At 41.6% G+C, this 18,404-nt stretch carries 18 protein-coding genes; 1 reads left to right on the top strand and 17 read right to left on the bottom strand.

Going from position 1 to position 18,404, the window contains the following annotated elements; translation table 11 throughout:
- Positions 1–39: 39 nt before the first annotated feature.
- The 9 genes from ACLV7H_RS03370 to ACLV7H_RS03330 all read right to left on the bottom strand — a co-directional run bounded on the left by ACLV7H_RS03370 (position 40) and on the right by ACLV7H_RS03330 (position 12,406).
- Entirely contained in the window at positions 40–543 is a 504-nt protein-coding gene (locus ACLV7H_RS03370; RefSeq protein WP_411866363.1) for a GNAT family N-acetyltransferase, read from the bottom strand.
- A complete protein-coding gene (locus ACLV7H_RS03365) occupies positions 540–1,007 on the bottom strand; it encodes a GNAT family N-acetyltransferase (protein WP_411866362.1) in 468 nt (155 codons plus the stop codon). The genes ACLV7H_RS03370 and ACLV7H_RS03365 overlap by 4 nt, the downstream gene beginning before the upstream one ends.
- Positions 1,008–1,016: 9 nt before the next feature.
- Positions 1,017–2,351 (bottom strand): UDP-N-acetylmuramate--L-alanine ligase, encoded by a 1,335-nt coding sequence (gene murC / locus ACLV7H_RS03360; protein ID WP_411866361.1) that lies wholly within the window; start codon positions 2,349–2,351, stop codon positions 1,017–1,019.
- Between the two features lie 11 nt (positions 2,352–2,362).
- Complete coding sequence (locus tag ACLV7H_RS03355; protein ID WP_411866360.1) at positions 2,363–2,974, bottom strand: cystathionine gamma-synthase; 612 nt, start codon at positions 2,972–2,974, stop codon at positions 2,363–2,365.
- 47 nt (positions 2,975–3,021) lie between these two features.
- Entirely contained in the window at positions 3,022–6,117 is a 3,096-nt protein-coding gene (locus ACLV7H_RS03350; protein ID WP_411866359.1) for a DEAD/DEAH box helicase, read from the bottom strand.
- A gap of 92 nt (positions 6,118–6,209) precedes the next feature.
- Positions 6,210–7,376 carry a MalY/PatB family protein gene (locus ACLV7H_RS03345; protein ID WP_411866358.1) on the bottom strand — a complete coding sequence of 389 codons (1,167 nt, stop codon included), beginning with the start codon at positions 7,374–7,376 and terminating at the stop codon, positions 6,210–6,212.
- 7 nt (positions 7,377–7,383) lie between these two features.
- The gene (locus ACLV7H_RS03340; protein ID WP_411866357.1) at positions 7,384–8,478 is read right to left on the bottom strand and encodes a cystathionine gamma-synthase; all 1,095 of its coding nucleotides are present in this window, start codon (positions 8,476–8,478) and stop codon (positions 7,384–7,386) included.
- 145 nt (positions 8,479–8,623) lie between these two features.
- A complete protein-coding gene (locus ACLV7H_RS03335) occupies positions 8,624–10,582 on the bottom strand; it encodes a peptide ABC transporter substrate-binding protein (protein WP_045592213.1) in 1,959 nt (652 codons plus the stop codon).
- 201 nt (positions 10,583–10,783) lie between these two features.
- Positions 10,784–12,406 carry an oligosaccharide flippase family protein gene (locus tag ACLV7H_RS03330; protein WP_411866356.1) on the bottom strand — a complete coding sequence of 541 codons (1,623 nt, stop codon included), beginning with the start codon at positions 12,404–12,406 and terminating at the stop codon, positions 10,784–10,786.
- Between the two features lie 105 nt (positions 12,407–12,511).
- Between ACLV7H_RS03330 and ACLV7H_RS03325 the strand changes: the two genes are divergently transcribed.
- Positions 12,512–13,957: a UDP-N-acetylmuramoyl-L-alanyl-D-glutamate--L-lysine ligase gene (locus ACLV7H_RS03325; RefSeq protein WP_045592216.1), complete on the top strand. Its 1,446-nt coding sequence runs from the start codon at positions 12,512–12,514 to the stop codon at positions 13,955–13,957.
- 31 nt (positions 13,958–13,988) lie between these two features.
- Here the strand turns inward: ACLV7H_RS03325 and ACLV7H_RS03320 are convergent, their stop codons facing one another.
- The 8 genes from ACLV7H_RS03320 to ACLV7H_RS03285 form a co-directional block, all read right to left on the bottom strand.
- Positions 13,989–14,189, bottom strand: coding sequence for a CsbD family protein (locus ACLV7H_RS03320; protein WP_045592219.1), 201 nt, complete (start codon positions 14,187–14,189; stop codon positions 13,989–13,991).
- 108 nt (positions 14,190–14,297) lie between these two features.
- The gene (locus ACLV7H_RS03315) at positions 14,298–14,948 is read right to left on the bottom strand and encodes a DUF1803 domain-containing protein (protein ID WP_045592221.1); all 651 of its coding nucleotides are present in this window, start codon (positions 14,946–14,948) and stop codon (positions 14,298–14,300) included.
- Positions 14,932–15,444 (bottom strand): YiiX/YebB-like N1pC/P60 family cysteine hydrolase, encoded by a 513-nt coding sequence (locus ACLV7H_RS03310; protein ID WP_045592224.1) that lies wholly within the window; start codon positions 15,442–15,444, stop codon positions 14,932–14,934. The genes ACLV7H_RS03315 and ACLV7H_RS03310 overlap by 17 nt, the downstream gene beginning before the upstream one ends.
- Positions 15,445–15,566: 122 nt before the next feature.
- Positions 15,567–15,893 (bottom strand): DUF2568 domain-containing protein, encoded by a 327-nt coding sequence (locus tag ACLV7H_RS03305; protein WP_045592226.1) that lies wholly within the window; start codon positions 15,891–15,893, stop codon positions 15,567–15,569.
- Between the two features lie 53 nt (positions 15,894–15,946).
- A complete protein-coding gene (locus tag ACLV7H_RS03300; protein WP_045592228.1) occupies positions 15,947–16,882 on the bottom strand; it encodes a manganese-dependent inorganic pyrophosphatase in 936 nt (311 codons plus the stop codon).
- A gap of 85 nt (positions 16,883–16,967) precedes the next feature.
- Complete coding sequence (locus tag ACLV7H_RS03295; RefSeq protein WP_268702947.1) at positions 16,968–17,252, bottom strand: GIY-YIG nuclease family protein; 285 nt, start codon at positions 17,250–17,252, stop codon at positions 16,968–16,970.
- On the bottom strand, positions 17,242–17,991 hold the full coding sequence (locus ACLV7H_RS03290; RefSeq protein WP_411866355.1) for a tRNA1(Val) (adenine(37)-N6)-methyltransferase: 750 nt from the start codon (positions 17,989–17,991) through the stop codon (positions 17,242–17,244). Before ACLV7H_RS03290 ends, ACLV7H_RS03295 begins: the two co-directional genes overlap by 11 nt.
- Before the next feature lie 53 nt (positions 17,992–18,044).
- Entirely contained in the window at positions 18,045–18,404 is a 360-nt protein-coding gene (locus tag ACLV7H_RS03285; RefSeq protein ID WP_000689618.1) for a S1 RNA-binding domain-containing protein, read from the bottom strand.

Genomic DNA, 18,404 nt, shown 5'->3' with positions numbered 1-18,404 from the left:
AAAAGTCGCAGAAAAGCAACTAACTTGGGCATTCCCTAGCTAGTTTTCTTTATCTTCTGGCTGCCAAACCATATCATACCATGTTTCCCCAGCAAAGTTTGACTGGGATACTCCTTCATTAACAAAGCCATGTTTTTCGTAATAGGCGATAAGATAATCATGACACGTCAGGTTAATGCCCTCTCGTTCATGTTCTAAAGCGACCTCTTTCAGAGCCTTTAATAGTCTTTTCCCGACTCCCAAAGCTTGTGCTTCCTTGGCAATAGATAGGCAAGTCACAGAAATATAACCTCCAGGTTGATGACTATAGTCTTTTATTTCTTCTGTAAAGGACTGATCATGTAGATGGCGGTGCGGGACGACTGGACCTTCGATATAACCAAGGATACGCCCCCCTTTTTCAGCTACCAGAAAACTGGTCTGAATTTCCTGCAAATGCGCTTCAAAGATCGAACGAGGAATGGCTTCTTCAAGGGAAAAATTCTCTAGCTCTATCTCTATAATCCGATCTAAATCCGAAAATCTTGCTTGTCTGATTTTCATATTTCCTCCTGATAAAAAGGATTGGCCCAAATCAGATACCATTCAGAACCATTGTCATATTGACTCCCTATCACTTCTTCTTCAACAAAGCCATTCATTTCAAAATATGATAGCAACTTCTCAGGACTTTGTAAAAGAATACCTTGATAATCTATTTCGACTGTCACCTGTTTCAAGGCTGCAAGAAGAAGAGTTCCCAGCCCCTGTCCCCAATGGTCAGGATGAATGGTCAATGATTTTATTTCTATCCATTTGGGATGAATAGACTTAACTTCTCCTAAAACATAGCCTAGGAGCTCATTTTCATCCCCAGCTACAAGAAAGGTACCCGCAGTCTTGCGGATACTCTTTTCTAAGGATTGGCGGCTAAGTGTCTCTTCTGATGAAGGATTAGATTCTTCAATCGCCAACACTTCTTCTAAATCTGATAGGGTAGCTTGCCTTATAGTGATTGGAATTTCCATCTGTTTCCCTTATTGGACGTTGCTTGTCAAGTTAGACAAGAGACGTTCAAATGAATATTCATAGGTTTGGATGTCTCCAGCACCCATAAAGACGTAAACAGCATTGTCATGGTCTAGGAGTGGAGAAACATTTTCAACAGTGATAACCTGGTGTTTCTTGTTGATTTTATTGGCTAAGTCTTCTACTTTGACATCACCATGGTCCACTTCACGGGCTGATCCATAGATTTGCGCTAAGTAGACGGCGTCTGCTTGATTCAATGCATGGGCAAATTCGTCCAACAAGGCAATGGTTCTTGTAAAGGTATGCGGTTGGAAGATTGCCACGATTTCCTTGCTTGGATATTTTTGACGAGCTGCATCCAAGGTTGCAATGATTTCTGTTGGATGGTGGGCAAAGTCATCAATAATCACTGTATCATTAACGATTTTCTCAGTGAAACGACGCTTAACACCTGCAAAAGTTTTCAAGTGTTCACGGACCAAGTTCAAATCAAATCCAGCTGTGTAAAGAAGACCAATAACAGCTGTCGCATTCATGATATTGTGACGACCAAAGGTTGGAATGTGGAATTGACCCAATTCTTGTCCACGGAAATGAACGATAAAGGTTGATCCAGTCGTAGAACGAAGGAGATCACTAGCTACAAAGTCATTGCCTTCAGCTTCAAAACCATAGTAATAGATTGGCGCATTGGCTGTAATCTTACGCAACTCGGGATCCTCACCGTATACAAACAAACCTTTGGTAATTTGTTTGGCATAGTCGTTAAAGGCATTGAAAACATCCTCTAGACTTGTAAAATAGTCTGGATGGTCAAAGTCAATGTTGGTGATGATAGAGTATTCTGGGTGGTAAGGCATGAAGTGACGCTCGTATTCGTCTGATTCAAAGACAAAATATTTGGCATTGGCTGAGCCGCGACCTGTCCCGTCACCAATCAAGAAGCTGGTATCTGTGATGTGAGACAAGACGTGTGACAGCATACCTGTTGTTGAAGTTTTTCCATGAGCTCCTGCCACTCCCATGCTGACAAAGTCACGCATAAAGCTCCCTAGAAATTCATGGTAACGTTTGTAGCTGATACCAATTTGATCTGCATAGGCGATTTCAACGTTGTTATCTGGACGGAAGGCATTCCCCGCGATAATCTCCACATCACCTTGTAGGTTCTTTTCATCAAAAGGAAGAATCGCAATCCCTGCCTGCTCTAGTCCACGTTGAGTAAAGTAGTATTTTTCAACGTCTGAACCTTGAACCTTGTGTCCCATTTGGTGCAACATCAAAGCTAGGGCACTCATCCCTGATCCCTTGATTCCAATAAAATGATATGTTTTTGACATGCTTTTCTCCCCTACTCAGTAATTCTTGTCAGATTCAACTCTTGGGCAACCTGACGTTCCTGTTCTGTTTGCTTATTCTTTTTATTATAGATTTGACTCTTCTTTAGAAAATCGTAGTTGTTCTTTTTAGCTTTTTCCGTTTGGTTTTTCGGAGTTGGATTCGCCACTTGGCCAACCTCCTCAGCTAAGATATAGTGAGACTGGCTCAAGTTTTTACTAAATTTGGCAAACTCACCTGGATTTTCCTTTTGAAATGGTGCTGTTGGTTGGTTTCCTTGACGAACAAGTTTTGAACCATTGTGTCGTCTGGTATGACTAACATCCTGAGTCAAATACTTGGCTGAACGTTTCTTCTTCAAGTCCGCACGCGCCTCTTCTCGAGCCAATTCAGCATACGTTTTTTCAACTTTTTTAGGTTCTGGGCTTGGCTTTGACTCCTTATTAACCACTGGAGAAACTACTGTTTCTTCTTCATTGATAGGAGACCATTCCAAATAGTTCTTATCGCGGTAATCACCTTTGATATTGCTAATAAAGTCTGACTCATCGTACAAGTCCATGACTGGCATTTTGGTCAGCATGATCTCGTCATCTGACACCAATGGAAATCGATCTTGTTTCATTTTGTATTTCCTTTCAACACTTCATTATAGCGTATTGTCTTGATTTTTCAAGTGCTGGCTTCAGAAATTCCCAAAATTTCACGAATTTCTGCCAGACTGAGACTCGCACGCGACTCCGTACCATCTAAAACTTGGGAAACCAAATGTTTCTTTTGTTCTTGAAGTTCTTGGATCTTTTCTTCAATGGTTCCCTTGGTAATCAAACGATAGACCTCGACCATCTGCTCCTGCCCCATGCGGTGGGCTCGTCCGATAGCCTGGGCTTCGACAGCCGGATTCCACCAGAGGTCAACCAAAATAACTGTATCAGCTCCCGTTAGATTGAGACCAACACCACCCGCCTTAAGGGAGATGAGAAAGGCATCTCTCTCCCCTTGGTTAAAGGCCTTGGTCATCTCCTGTCTGTCATGAGCAGGAGTTGAACCTGTGATTTTGAAGGAGGTCAAGCCCAAATCTGGGAGTTCTTGCTCGATTTTTTCTAACATTCCTTTGAACTGGGAGAAAATCAAGACCCGATGCCCGCCATCAGCCACTTGTAGCAATAAATCTCGGAGACTATCTAATTTACCACTAGCTCCTTGGTAATCGTCCATGAAGAGTGCTGGCGTATCGCAGATTTGGCGCAAACGCATGAGGCCAGATAAGATTTCTACCCGACTTCTCTGGAATTCTTGATCTGTCACTTGCGCTAGGCGTTCTCGCATCTGTTGCAACTGGGCTAGATAGATGGCCTTCTGCTGATCTTCCAGTTCATTTTTATAAACGACTTCGATCAGGTCAGGTAGTTCTGTTAGGACTTCTTCTTTCTTACGCCTCATGACGAAGGGCTTGATAAACTGCGCAACTCGGTCAGCCGGTAATTTCATAAATTCCTTTTTACTTGGCAAGAGCCCCGGAAGCACAATTTGAAAGATAGACCACAACTCCCCTAAATGGTTTTCAATGGGCGTACCTGACAAAGCAAAAACTGCCGGCACCACAAACTGGCGCAAACTCTGAGCAATCTTGGTTTGGGCATTTTTCATGACCTGGGCTTCATCTAAAAAGAGAAAATCAAAAGCCATCTCTTGATAAAGCTCGCTGTCTTGACGAAATGTGGCATAGCTAGTCACATAGATTTGGTGATTTTCAGAAAGAATTGCTTCTCGATTCGCTTTCAAACCATGAACGACAGCCAAATCCAACTGTGGGGCAAATTTCCTGAATTCATCTGCCCAATTGTAGATCAAACCTGACGGAGCCAAGATCAAGACTCGACTATCTTCTGTCACCTGACTAGTCAAAAAAGCGATGGTTTGCAAAGTTTTTCCCAGTCCCATATCATCTGCCAGAATGCCACCAAAGCCATAGTGATGAAGCATCTTGAGCCAACGGACACCCTTTTCCTGATAGCCTCTCAAACTCGCCTGCACCCGTATATCTCCCAAAGAAAAGTCCTCTGGATGGGTCAAATCATGGGCTAAATGCTGAAATTCTTCCGAGAAGGAAATCCTGTCTCGGCCTTCAAAAAGCTGAGAAAGGCTATAAGCCAGAGATTTTCGCGCTTGGAAAGAACCACCTTTTAGCTCAACCCCCAGTTCCTGCAAATTTTGACGAATCTGCTTGGTTTCCTCATCAAAAAAGTACACTTGGTCAGAGGAGCTGATATAGAAATCCTGATTGCTGTTCAGGGCTTTAAGAGCTTGATCAATCTCTTCTTGGGCAATCCCTTGGAAATCAAACTGAATCTCCAACAATCCTCCCTTGGACTCAATCTGAACCTGAGGAGCTTGGACACTGTAGAGCTGATTCATCTCATCAGACAAGAAAACCTGACCCAATTTCTCAAAAGCTGGAATCGTATGGTTAAAGAAAGAATAAACTGACTCTGGCTTCAAAGCCTGTCTCCAAGACTGAAAATCAGCCTCAAAACCAGCCCCTAAACAGACTTGAAATAGCTGGTTTTCCAAGACGGCATCGCTTGAAAAAGGTAATTGTTCCAGCTGTTGACGACTAGTCACCTTAACATCTCCATAGTCAAACTGAATGTCCAAACGAATGCGACCGTCATCCTCCCTATCAAAGAAAAAGACTGGTGAAAAGGGTCTGATTTGCAATCGCTCAGGAGCAGAAACTGTGCCCAGCTGTCCAAACAAAGGCAAACAGGCGGCTAGGCGGTCACGATCACTGTTGTCAAACTGGAGGCATTTTCTCCCTCTTTCCTCCCGAGGGAGCTCCTTGAGTTCCTTTAGAAGGCTGATTTGTTCAGGGTTTAAGAGATAAAGATTCCCCTTACGAAAGAGAACCGCTCCCCCATAGAATACGTTGACTCGCTCACTTTCAGAAATCTCCATCTCAAAATAATCAGGATACTCCTGCACGGAAAAAGAGAACAGTTCTGCATCAGGATCTAAATCATGAAAGAGAAGATTTTCATAACTAATAATCTGGTGTTCAAAATGAAAATCTTCCAAGTTCATCAGCAACTCCACTCCCTGCTCAAAAAAGGTCAGAGGGAAAAAGAGGTGACGACCTTGATTGGGAAAAAAGAGTTCTTGACTCAGTCCCTCCTCAATCAAACCACATAAAAAAGTAAGAACTTCTTGACTAGCTGTATCAAAAGCATCCCAAGACAAGTCATTTTCATAGTGCTTACCGATCATATATGGCTTTCGATGGACCAAGACCTTCAAAAAGAGGGGGATATCACGAATGACATAATATTTTTGACTATCAACTAAACCGATTCGAAGAGTCCAAAGGAGGCGATTGGTTCCAGCTTCCACCTGGCCTTGTGCCGACAAAGTGTAGATTTTCTGTCGCTTCTGAGGTTGGACACGCTCCAAAAAACTACCACCAAAACTAACCTTGGTTTCGACCTCTTCTTGCTCTTCATGTCCTTTTTCTAAGGCTTGTAAAATCACCTGGCCTTCTTCATCATTCTTCAGATAATGCTCGAGCGCTGCTAGGTGAACACAGTAACCTCTTTTTTGGAAAAAATCGCAAGCACAAAAAACCAGATCATCCTCTAAACTGTAGCGCAAGTCTTCTCCCGCCACACGAGTATAGAGGCGATTCCCTTTTTCCTTGATAATCTCAATCTTGCCTGTTTCATAGAGTGTAACACCCTCCATGCGCAACTTCCCCGGAATCAATTTAGCCATAGTTACCCCTTTATCTTATCTTTTCATTATACCACATTTTCCCCTACGAAAATAGCCTTCTAGGAAGACTTTTCTCCTAGAAGGCTCGATTTTTAAAGTGTAGCAAAAGTGGTCACGATGCGTTGGCAAACCTCTTCCAGTACTGACTTCGGCATAGTCACATTGAGGCGGGCATGAAGGGTTCCTTCCTCCCCAAAGTCCAAACCTCGGTTCAAGATAACCTTGGCTTCATTCTTCAAAAGCTCTTGCAAGCGGTCATCCGTTAGGTCATAGGCTGAAAAATCAAGCCAGATCAAGTAGGTACCTTGTGGTTTCATGACCTTAATCTTGGTTTCGTTGCCCAAAATATCCACTACATAGTTAATGTGGTCCTCGATGACTTCTTTTAACTCTCCTAACCAGTCCTTACCATAACGGTAGGCAGCTTCTGTCGCCAAATACCCCAAGCCTGAGATTTCATGTTGGTTATTGGCCAACTGGCGTTTTTGGAAAGCCACACGAAGCTTGGGATTTTCAATAACTGCATAGGAATTCTTGGTCCCAGCAATATTAAAGGTCTTAGTGGCACTACTCAAGATAAGGGCAAAGTCTTTAAAAGCGGAATCAATGGTATTGAATGACTGGTGTTTGTGACCAAAGAGAGCCAAATCTTGGTGAATCTCATCTGAAACCAACAAAACACCATGTTTTTGGCAGAGATGCCCAATCTTTTCTAACACTTCCTTTTCCCAAACACGTCCACCAGGATTGTGGGGATTGCAAAGGATATAAAGCTTCACATCCTCTTCTACCAATTGCTTCTCCAACTGGTCAAAGTCAATTTCAAACAGCCCATCCTTTTCCACTAAAGAATTGGTAATCAATTTGCGATTGTTCAGTTTGACACTGCGGGCAAAAGGTGGATAGACCGGTGTGTTAATCAGAACAGCCTCTCCTTCTTTTGTAAAGGCTTGAATAGCTGTTGAAATAGCTGGTACCACTCCCTCTATAAAGACGAGGGCATCCTTGTCAAAGTGATAGCCGTGTTGTGTGGCTTCCCAGTCCTGAACCGATTCAATCAAATCATCACTAGCATAAGTATAGCCATAGACCAACTGATCTGCGTAGGCTTGTACAGCTTGTCGAACCTCAGGCAAAACCACAAAGTCCATATCTGCTATCCAGGCTGGTAGAACTTCTCGATCAGCTTCTGCTTCTTTCCATTTATAGGTATGGTGGCCAAAACGATTGGGCAGGCTTGTAAAATCATATTTTCCCATATCTATCTTACCCTTCCAAAGCTTGGCGCAAGTCCGCAATCAAATCTCTAGCATCTTCAATCCCAATGGATAAACGCAAGAGGTCATCTGTTAATCCATAGGAATGGCGCACTTCTGCTGGAATATCTGCATGAGTCTGAGTTGTCGGATAGGTGATCAGACTTTCTACCCCACCCAAACTTTCCGCAAATGAAAAGACCTTGAGGCTATTTAAAATATGAGGAATACGTTTTTCATCCACTACTTTAAAGGAAATCATACCCCCACGTCCAGTATAGAGCACTTCTTTGACAGCAGGTGAATCCTTCAAAAAGTCAACCACTTCTTGGGCATTGGCTGTAGAACGTTCCATACGAAGAGGTAGAGTTTTAAGACCACGAATCAACTGATAACTATCAAACGGTGATAAGACCGCACCTGTCGTATTGAGATTATAGAAAAGTTGTTCATATAGTTCTAAACTATTAGTCACAACCACCCCAGCTAAGACATCATTGTGCCCTGCTAAGTACTTGGTAGCTGAATGAAGAACGATATCCGCACCATCTTCAATCGGACGTTGGTAAATCGGACTGTAGAAGGTATTGTCCACCACAACCTTGGCACCCTTAGCATGAGCTAGTTTGGCTAGTTTGGCAATATCAAATTCCAACATCAATGGATTGGTTGGCGTTTCGATATAGAGAACATCCACATCTTTCTCTAACTCAGCAATTAGCTCTTCTTCTGTATTGGCATAGGTAAAATAGAACCGGCCTTCCTGCTCCACTTGGTTGAACCAACGGAAAGAACCACCATACAGATCGCGCACTGCCAAGACTTTACTTCCTACAGGAAAGACACTAAAGGCCAATACAATCGCAGCCATACCTGAACTCGTCGCTAGGGCATAGTCTGCTGATTCGATTGCCGCCAAGACCTCCTCCGCCTTACTGCGAGTTGGGTTTTTAGTACGGGTATAGTCAAATCCAGTAGACTGGCCAAACTCTGGATGCTGATAAGTTGTTGAAAAATGAAGTGGCGTCACCAAGGCACCTGTTGCCTTATCTGACTTGATTCCCGCCTGGGCCAAAATTGTGTTGATGTGTAGTTCTTTGCTCATACAATACCTCCAAATCTATAGTAACTATTGTACCACTTATTTTCACTAACTCATTTTCTTCTTTTCAAGAGCTAGCTATAGTTTCAAACTATATAAAAACGATAGTTCCTTGAGAAACTATCGTTTTTCCTGTTGAATAGACTGGTTATTTAACGTGTTTTGCCAGTTCTTCTTGGGCTTTTTTATTTGATTCTTCTTTTTCTTTCTGCCATTTTTCTTTAGCTTTTTCATACTCATCAGTCGTTACAGTCTTATCTTGCAACTTGAGATATTTGTATGATTCGACACCCTTATTTCCAGCTTGTGAGAATGGCGCTGAGAATGGAACTGTCTTTCTCAAGCCAGGTGTTCCACCTTGGGAAACGTTTGGAATTGCAAGGGCGCTATCAACGAGCCAAGCTTGAACTTCAGCATATTTTTCATAACGTTTTGCTGGGTCTTGCTCTTTATTAGCTTCTTCCAACATTTGAGTGTAAGTATCCAGACCAACAGCCTTAGCCTTGTCATTGACCTCACCTGGTTCTAGACCAAGGTTTTGCAACATACCACCGTTATTGACATTTAAGATATCAAGATAGCTTGATGGATCCAAGTAGTCAGCACTCCAACCACCATTATAGATATCAAAGTCTTTTTGAGCTGCTGTTTGAGCGAGGTAGCCAGAATTATCGTAGTCATCTGTTGATAATTGTTGGATATCGATAACCACATTCTCAGCTCCGAGAACAGATTCGATGGATTGTTTCAAAGAGCTCGCTTCAAGAACACCTTTTTTAGCTGATTGGTCAACTGATACATCCAAGTGGATTGGGAATTGCACACCCTTAGCTTCCAATTCTTTCTTGGCTTCCGCAAATTTAGCCTTGGCCTTATCAGGATTGTAGTATGGGTCTTGCGCATCTGCAAAATTGATTCCTTGCCATTCTTGGCCATAGTTGACCATCTTTTCTGAAACAACATCTCCAAAGTCTTTTCCGTTGATACTTACAAATGTTGGAGGTACAACCAAGTTACGAATAATCTTTGTTGCTCCTTCTTCCCCTTGAGATTGTGCTCCATAAGCTGTACGGTTGTAAGCATAGTTGAAGGCTTGACGGAAGTTTTTATTCAGAACTGCTTCTTGGGTTGATTTCTTTTCGATATCTGAGGATTTAGAAGTGAAGTTATAAGATTTTCTGTCCAAGTTGAAGTTCAAGTAATAAGAAGTTGCGTTTTGCATACTATAGATGATGTTATCCTTGTTCTTCTCTTTAATTCCTTCAAAGCTTGAGCTATTTGGGTAGAGACGCGCGTAGCTGTAGACTCCTTCTACGAAGTTACGAGCTAGTGCATCTTGGTCACTGCCGTCATAGTAAGTCAATTTCACATCATCCACAAAGACATTTTTAGCATCCCAGTAATTTGGATTTTTCTTGTATTCGATAACAGATTTTGAAACAAACGATTTCATCAAGAAAGGTCCACTGTACAAAATGCTAGAAGGATCTACCTTACCAAAGTCATCCCCTTTTGATTTTAAGAAATCTGCATTGACAGGGAAGAGAATGGTTGAAGTTGTTTTAGAATTCCAATAAGGTTCTGGACGTGTCAAAGTGTACTGAACTGTTTGGTCGTCAATCGCCTTAACACCGACAGTTGAAAAGTCAGTTGTTTTACCGTTGATATAGTCATCCAAACCTGCTACAGAGTCTTGAACTAGGTACAAGGCTTCGGATTTTTTATCAGCAGCATATTTCAACCCAGTGACAAAATCTTGCGCCGTTACAGGGGCGTATTCTTCACCCTCATAGGTATACCATTTTGCATCCTTACGCAATTTGTAAGTATAGATCAAACCGTCCTGAGAAACAGTCCAATCCTCTGCCAACGATGGAACATAGTTACCGTATTGGTCATTTTCCATCAATCCATCTACCAAATTAGTAACGATGTCGTTGGTTGTTGCACGGTTTTCAGCAAGATAGTTCAAACTAGATGGATCGCTCGAATAAACATAGTTATATGTTTTAGAAGCGCTACTTGAGTTTCCACATGCGCTCAGTAGAATACCTGCGCTTAACACGACACTTGCAAGTGTCAGATACTTGGCCTTAGACTTTTTCATTTCCAGAACCTCCTGTTTTAAAGTTTTGTCTTATTATACAGCTTTTGTTTTATTTAGTCAAGCAGTTTTTGGAATAAAAACAAAAAAACATATTTTTTTCTCTTTATTTTAGAAAAAGTTCTCTTTTTTTAAGAAAATGAACTATAAAAAACCTTTCTGTTAAAGAAAGGTTAAATTCATTACTTTTATTTATAAATCTTTTTACGATATTTTCAACCGTGTACGTAGTCGGTCTGCTTGAGCTTGGCCAATTATCTTGTCTAAAAGGCGTGTCCGTAGGCTCATCAAACCATACAGACCTCCTCCAAGACCTCCGATGAGAGCCACATAAAGGAAACTCCAGAAACGTCCACTTGGTTGGAAGACAAAACCAAGCAGCCACTGCAAGAAGCCAACTAGGATAAACATAACAAGGGTCAAGATGGTAATCAAAATAGTCCGTTTCAAGATAATCTTTCTACGAGCACCCGTTACCTGGCAGATGTCTCGGTACATCAGGACATTTGGAATAATCAAGCCGATAGTCGTTGAAATCAAGGGACCGTAGCTGTGGAAAATAGCAATGGTTGGCAATTGCAAGACGATCTTAGCAAGGGAACCATAGACAAAGTAAAGCACTGCCTTTCGGTTTCGGAACATGGCCTGAAGCATAGGAGACAAGACCATATACAAGCCTAGGATAGTAGACTGCAAAACTGCAAAGACAAATAAGCCCATAGCCAGACTATCTGGCTTACCATAAAAGACTGTGTAGAGCGGTTCTCCTACCATGACGACTCCGACCGTTGCTGGCAGCAAGAATAAGATGAGCATGGTCATACTATCTTGAACTAGGCGAGCTGCTGCCTGCAAGTCACCTTTTACATAATTCTCCGTCAAAAGTGGCAAGCCAACACTACCAATGGAAACTCCTACAGAGATTAAAATCATGGTAATTTTATTCGGATTGGCAGAGAAATAAGAAAACATAACAACCAAGTCTTCATTGCTATAGTTGGTAAACCAAGTCATGCTTCTGATAAAAGTCATCTGGTCCAAGATTTGGAAAAGCTGGATGGCTGATCCTGTCAGGATAAAGGGAATGGCTTCCTTGATGGTATCGACTAAGAGTCGCTTACTATTGATTTTATCCCGTGTTTCAAATACTCTTTTGAGCAAACCTTCTTGGGCAAGAAAGTAGATCAGGACTAGAAAACTAGCCACCATCCCCACAAAAGCCGCAAAGGTCGACTGGGTAACTGCTGATAAGTAGTCACCAGAACCCATCTTCATAATGAAGAAGGTCGCCATCAACATCCAGATGACACGAATCACCTGCTCAGCGATTTGGCTCATAGCATAAGGCTTGAGGTTGTTCATCCCTTGGAAGAAGCCTCGGATGACGCTCATGGACGGGAAAATCAAGACCGCCCATGCCAAACTCTGCATGATAGGTATCAATTCTTTCCCCACACCTGATAAATCTGCTAACCAGGGAGAAAAGAGATACAAGACCAAGGCAAAGACCAGTCCCAAGCCAGTCATAAATCCTAGGAAACTCCGAATCAAGGCAAAGCTGTGTTCTTCTTCTCGCATGGTATTGTATTTAGCCACTTGTTTTGCGACCGCAACTGGGATACCCGCTGTTGAAATCAGCAAGAACCAAGCATAAATATTGTATCCCATAGTAAAGAGTCCATTTGCCTTAGCGGCATAAGTCCCCATCCAGATATACCAAGGAATAATGTAGATAGCACCAAGGAGGCGACTAATAAAGTTACTAGCTGTTAGCCAAGCAGTCCCTCGCAACATCTGGGCTTGCTGGTGATTGTTTTCGTTAGACATAGCTTCCTCATTCAATTTTTATAACTAGGAAAAGTTCCTTATATTCCATTATAAACTTTTCCTTGTTACTTGTAAAATTCAGACTTTCGGTTTACAATAGAAAGTATGATAAAGATTGAAACCGTATTAGATATTTTAAAGAAAAATGGTCTCTTCCGTGAGATTATTGATCAGGGAAGCTACTACTACAATTACAGTGATGTCGATTTTGACAGTATCAGTTACGACAGCCGTAAAGTTAAAGAGCGAAGCCTGTTTTTTGTTAAGGGAGCTTCTTTCAAAAAAGAATTCCTCCTCTCCGCTATCTCACAAGGACTGGGTTGGTATATAGCTGAGCAAGACTTCGAGGTCGGTATTCCTGCTATTATCGTGAACGACATTAAGAAAGCCATGAGTTTGATTGCCATGGAATTTTATGGTAATCCACAAGAAAAACTCAAAATTCTCGCCTTCACAGGAACCAAAGGGAAGACAACTGCAGCCTACTTTGCCTATAACATCTTGGCTCAACATCATCGCCCAGCTATGTTGTCTACTATGAATACAACCTTAGATGGTAAGACCTTCTTTAAGTCTGCACTCACAACTCCTGAAAGTATCGATCTCTTTGATATGATGGCTCAAGCTGTTCATAACGGAAGAACCCATCTCATCATGGAAGTCTCCAGTCAAGCATACTTGGTTAAGCGAGTCTACGGCCTCACTTTCGATGTAGGAGTGTTTCTCAATATCAGTCCTGACCATATCGGTCCGATTGAGCATCCTAGTCTTGAGGATTACTTCTACCACAAGCGTCTCTTGATGGAAAATAGCCGAGCAGTTGTCATTAACAGCGACATGGACCACTTTTCTGTTTTGAAAGAACAAGTAGAAGATCAAGACCATGATTTCTACGGTAGTCAGTCGAGCAACCAAATCGAGAATTCCAAAGCCTTTAGCTTTTCAGCTACAGGTAAACTCGCTGGAGATTATGATATCCAGTTGATTGGACACTTTAACCAAGAAAATGCTGTTGCCGCAGGACTTGCTTGCCTCCGTCTAGGTGCTAGTCTGGAGGACATCAAAAAAGGAATCGCTGCAACCCGAGTTCCTGGACGTATGGAAGTCCTCACTCAGAAAAATGGAGCTAAGATCTTCATCGACTACGCCCACAATGGTGACAGTCTGAAGAAACTCATCAATGTGGTTGAAACCCATCAAACTGGAAAAATTGCTCTGGTTCTCGGTTCGACTGGAAACAAGGGTGAAAGTCGTCGCAAAGACTTCGGTCTCCTCCTCAATCAACATCCTGAGATTCAAGTCTTTCTCACCGCTGATGACCCCAACTATGAAGATCCAATGGCCATTGCAGATGAAATCAGCAGCTACATCAGTCATCCTGTTGAAAAGATTGCTGATCGTGAAGAAGCTATCAAGGCGGCGATGGTCATCACAAATCAAGAACTCGATGCTGTGATTATTGCAGGTAAGGGAGCTGATTGTTACCAAATCGTCCAAGGAAAGAAAGAAGACTATCCTGGAGACGCAGCTATCGCAGAACGTTATCTATAAAAAAATCAAGGGAAACATTCCCTTGATTTTTTTAGTCTTCTTTCTTAAATGAATTTTTAAGACCTTCAACGGCACCTTCTACAGCACCTTTAGCATCCTCAACAACTTCTTTTGCTTTCGCAACTGTTTTTTCTACAGTACCTTCTGCTTCTGTCTTGCTATCGCCAGTAACTTCACCAAATCCTTCTTTGATAGCACCAGTTGCTTGATCCAATTTATTCTCAAGTGACATAGCTCTGTCTCCTTTGCTTTTAACTTTTAATACGATAAACGTTATCGCTTACATTCAGTTTATTCTTATTCTTTATCAAAGTCAAATAATTTGCTCAAAATGAAGCAATTAAAGTAAATAGAAAGTCAACCGTTCCTTGTCGAAATCAACAGCCAACTCATACTTTCCAGCTTCATTTTGAACAATATAGCCTAGAACGACTAAACTGTCCACAAAGATATCACGCCGTTTCTGAATTAATTGATCTTTTTTGAGAAACTTCAGAAAAAAAGTCGTCATATATTTGAGAGCATACTCAGCATTGACATCTCCTAAAATAGCATAAAGTTCCTGCTGTTTTCCCGTCAAAGGATACTGTTGTTTGACCTTGTAGAAATAATTGGACAGTGTCATTTTTGTCCGCGCAAAGTCCGTAGATTCGACTAAAATAGCTTCATTAGTTTGATTGCGCAATTCTGTCTCAAAAGTCTTCTTCAGCAAGGCTTGATAGACTGGGCTATCTTCTCTGATAAAAATTTCTTGGTCAAGTGTTAGGTCATCAATTGATTCTAGAAAAGGGAGATTAAGGGAATAACGTTTGTTTTTCCTTAGGATCAAACCTGCCTTTATATACTCTTCCATGAGTTTATCAACTGCCACATCTGGAAACTGGGCCTTGATTTCTCGGAGGATCACATCATCATGCTGGTCCAGATAGTCCACCAAATCTATAAAAAATGGCTGTCGAGTCAAACGGGAGGGATTAAAAATCTGAATCATGAAGATTCCTTTCTTTACATTCAAAAAGAGGGGATGCTGCTAGTTGACTAGGATTGGTCCCTGGCTGGTTCAGTGGCACAGGAAGTTCGAGTTTGCTGTAATAGTCCCTCCAAAAATCACTGATCTCCTGCTCCCCGTCCCCAAATTTCATGGGAATAGTTTCAAAAATCGGTAGGATTTCAGCGATATACTGGGAGCAATAAAAGCCAGACCCATCTGGATAAAAAGAGGCATTATAGGGTGCACCTAAATGTTTGCTAGCTCTCTCCTTTACCAAGTCAGCTTTCAGCTCTGGATATACATAAAGATCGTAGAGATGAGTTGGTTCAAAAAATTCAGCCGGTTCTTGACAAATAACACCTGCTTGCCCACTAGCATGGTAGATCAATCCATCCAAAAAGATGGCTACATGACTATAGTTCCCCGTAGAAGCCTGGATGGCCTGCCCCATATCTGAAAGGTCCTTCACAAAAATCAAATCGCCATTTTCTAACATCTTTCTCTCCTAGAAAAAAAGGAGCCGAAACCCCTTTAGCTATAAGGAAAACATCGTTTTCTCGTGTCAATCTCTAGTCAAATGATTACCATTAAAATAATTCATTAACTATACTCTAAAAATCACTCTAGCTGAAAATAATAAAGTAGCACCAAACTTCCAAAAGACAGAGCTAAGTATAGGATTCCTATTTGCAATCCATACAAAAACCAAAAACTACCACTAACCAAAATAAAAATCGATGTCTCAGCAACGAGGCGATGCCATTTTTTAAAAGCATGTGGAGATTTTGGTGCCATATATCGCGCCCAAAAAAAGATTAATAGAACTGCTAGAAGAAAAAATAGGAATTTTTCCAGCCAAGAAATTTGTATCACAGACACGGAGAAAAGACCAAGAATTGCGACAATCTCAACTAAAAAGCGCAGTTCTTCAATCAATCGCATCATGCTATCACCTTCTATAAATAGTAAAATTAACAGTTCCAAATATTCCTTAAGAATTACCCATTAAAGCTCTCAGTCAACTGAGGCACCACTTGTTTCTTACGTGAAACAGCACCTGGAAGGAAAGAATGGTTGTTTTCAAGTTTGAAGTTGAAGGCTGCTTCTACCTTGTCCATGTTTGATCCAAGAGCCAAAATTTCTGAGTTGGAATTGACGATGTCTGTAATCATCAAGACAAAGTCAGAGTAGCCGTTTGCTGCATTAGCTGCTTGCATTGCTGCTTCGATTTCAGCTTGGCGTTCCAAGACTTCAGCAATATCAACTGTATTCACTTGGGCAACACGAACCTTTTTTCCGTTGAGTTCAAATGTCTTAGCATCGATATCAATCAATTCTTCAGCAGATTTGCTTGCCAAGTTTGTACCAGCCTTGAGCATAGCAAGACCGTACTCTTCCAAGTTGACGCCAGCCAATTCTGCCAATTCTGGAGCAATGACTTTATCAGATGGGTGAGTTGTTGGTGATTTCAAAAGAAGAGTATCTGAAATCAAACCTGAAAGCATCAAACCTGCGATTTCTTTAGGAACAGCTACACCATGCTCTTTGAACATGCGGTAAACGATAGAAGACGCTGATCCAACTGGTTCCAAACGCATGTAAAGTGGGCTGGCAGTTTCAAAATTAGCCACACGGTGGTGATCCACAACTCCGTAAACTTCTACTTCAGCAATATCTGACACTGATTGTTGGAATTCATTGTGGTCAGTCAAGATGACTTGCTCTGCACCTTCTGCTTTAGCAGATGTGATGACGCGTGGTGCTTCTACACCAAAATAGTTCAAAACAAAAGCTGTTTCTTCATTAGGAGTTCCAAGTGCTACAGCTTCTGTGTCCAATCCATACGCCTCTTTTGCAAGGTAAGCAAAGGCTACAGATGATCCGATGGCATCTGAGTCTGGATTTTGGTGACCAAATACTAGAATCTTAGACATGATAATACCTCTTTAAATTTATTCATCTTATTTTAGCACTTTTTTCTTCTTTTGACAAAAGTAAGAGGAGTCAAAAGACTCCTCCTTAGACATCAATATCGTTAACTAGATTTTTTTCTTGATTTTCGGATAAAAATCGTTCTTTCTGTGGTCTTTTCTTACGTTTGAGGAGAGCCTCTGCAGACATGGCTTCTTCCTTACTGGCAAAACCTTGAGCATAGATGAGTTTGACTGGCAAGCGAGCTCGGGTATACTTGGCTCCCTTACCACTATTATGAACGGCAAGGCGTCTCTTCACATCCGTTGTATAGCCTGTATAGTAAGAACCATCACGACACTCTACCACATACATATAGGCCTTATGATCCATAGTAAATCTCTTGAATTTCTGGTGTGTAGGAACCATCATCATTGTGAACGATGAGTGGTGGCAAGACCTTGAAGCCACTAATAGACCCATCTTTGATAGCTTCGATTAAAAGCATATTGGCTTCCTTTTCTCGTTTAGGATAGACAAATTGCAGGCGCTTGGGTGCTAAATTGTGGCGTTGAAGCATGTCTAGAATATCCAAAAGTCGATCAGGACGATGAACCATAGCCAAACGGCCATTAGACTTGAGAATACTTTGAGCACTTCGACAGATTTCTTTCAAGTTAGTCGTAATTTCGTGTCTGGCCAGAAGGTAGTGTTCACTCTCGTTGAGATTAGAATGCGGATCCACCTTGAAATAAGGCGGATTGCACAAAATCATATCCACCTTACTTCCTTGGATATGAGTAGGCATATTTTTCAAATCATCGCAAATAACCTGCATCTGCTCTTCCAAGCCATTCAACCGAACCGAACGCTCTGCCATATCCGCCAAGCGCGCCTGAATTTCTACAGATATTATCCGCGCCTGAGTACGTGAACTAGCAAAAAGTCCTACTGCACCATTGCCAGCACAAAAATCCACAATTAAGCCATTTTTAGGAAAGCGTGGAAAGCGTGACAAGAGAACACTATCCACTGAATAGCTAAACACCTCTCTATTTTGGATAATCTTGATATCTGTCGAAAAGAGCTGGTTGATTCGCTCTCCTGATTTTAATAATTGTTCTTCTTTCATACTTTTATTATAACAAACGATATTAATATTACAAATATTTTAGATAATCGTATTTATGGCTTCTTCTTTAAATGCTCAAGTGCCTCACGCGTCCAAACAGGCATCATTCGAGCAAGAGGAGCAAAACCGTGCTTGATCCGATCATTAGAAAAACGTCTCCGTCTTGGCAATTGATGTTTTTCCTCTTCCAAGGTACGGATAGAAAGACTGGCCTTCCCAGTGTATTCGTCAAAATCCACCACCTGAACTTGGACTTCATCGCCAATTTTTAAAATGTCATAGATATTCTCAATAAATCCCGTCCGAATCTCCGAGATGTGAATCAGCCCTGTCACCCCTGTCTCTAACTCAACAAAGGCACCATAGGGCTGAATTCCTGTAATACGCCCAGTTAGCTTATCACCAATTTTCAT

This window comes from Streptococcus oralis, assembly GCF_965111685.1.
Lineage (GTDB): Bacteria > Bacillota > Bacilli > Lactobacillales > Streptococcaceae > Streptococcus > Streptococcus oralis_B.
Note: the sequence above shows the minus strand (reverse complement) of the source record. Positions and strands in the feature narration are given on the sequence as shown.